The following is an 803-nucleotide window of genomic DNA, read 5'->3' on the forward strand; positions in this document are numbered from 1 at the left end:
CCGGCAATCAAATTGCACGCTTTTCGAAACGGACTGCGTACCTCATTTCATATGGTGTCAGCCGAAGAGGTTAAAACCGTGAAAAGAGTCAAACAAAAATCGATCAAAATTTCGGATGAAATAGAAAAACGTCCGAAATGGGGGTTATTGTAATTTTGTTTATTTTGTCGACTGTTTATTTGTTCGCCGGTTGTGGAGACTTAACAGTAAAAGTAAGCGATCTCAAAGCACCAATTTTATCTGTATAAAAAGCACCAAATATGCAAAATTCTATTCAAATCACAATTTATGTCTTCGAAAACTTGTGTAATAAAATAATACTTTCTATCTTTGCACCCGCATTACAGAAGTAACGCACAGGATGATTCGCTAGCTCAGCAGGTAGAGCACATCCCTTTTAAGGATGGGGTCCTGGGTTCGAACCCCAGGCGGATCACTGAAAACAAAAGAAAAATCAAGCAAATCCCTGATAATCAGACATTATCAGGGATTTCTTTTTTTCTCCCAAATGGCAAAAAGGGGTACTTTAAAGCATATTCTAAGTGTGCAAATCGTGGTACATAAATCGGACTGAAAAAAGTCCCACGATTTAGCATCTTTCTCACTGATTCATAGCATTTTGCATAGTCGTACTTTGGAAGAGAATACATAGTTTTGTAACTCTAAAAACGATGTAAAAATGGCTAGAAAAACCTTCAATGTGCTATTCTTTATCAAGAAAGCCAGATTATTAAAGAATGGAGAAGCACCGGCTCACCCGATATTTCTGGGGGGGGAACTTCATTCACTTTCTTGGAATATCT

Annotated in this window: 1 tRNA gene; it reads left to right on the plus strand. The window is 37.7% G+C overall.

Annotated features, from left to right (window positions below):
* Positions 1 to 363: 363 nt before the first annotated feature.
* Positions 364 to 436 (plus strand) — tRNA-Lys (locus DWW90_RS15330).
* Positions 437 to 803: the final 367 nt, after the last annotated feature.

Source organism: Parabacteroides sp. AF17-28 (assembly GCF_003479205.1).
Taxonomy (GTDB): domain Bacteria; phylum Bacteroidota; class Bacteroidia; order Bacteroidales; family Tannerellaceae; genus Parabacteroides; species Parabacteroides acidifaciens.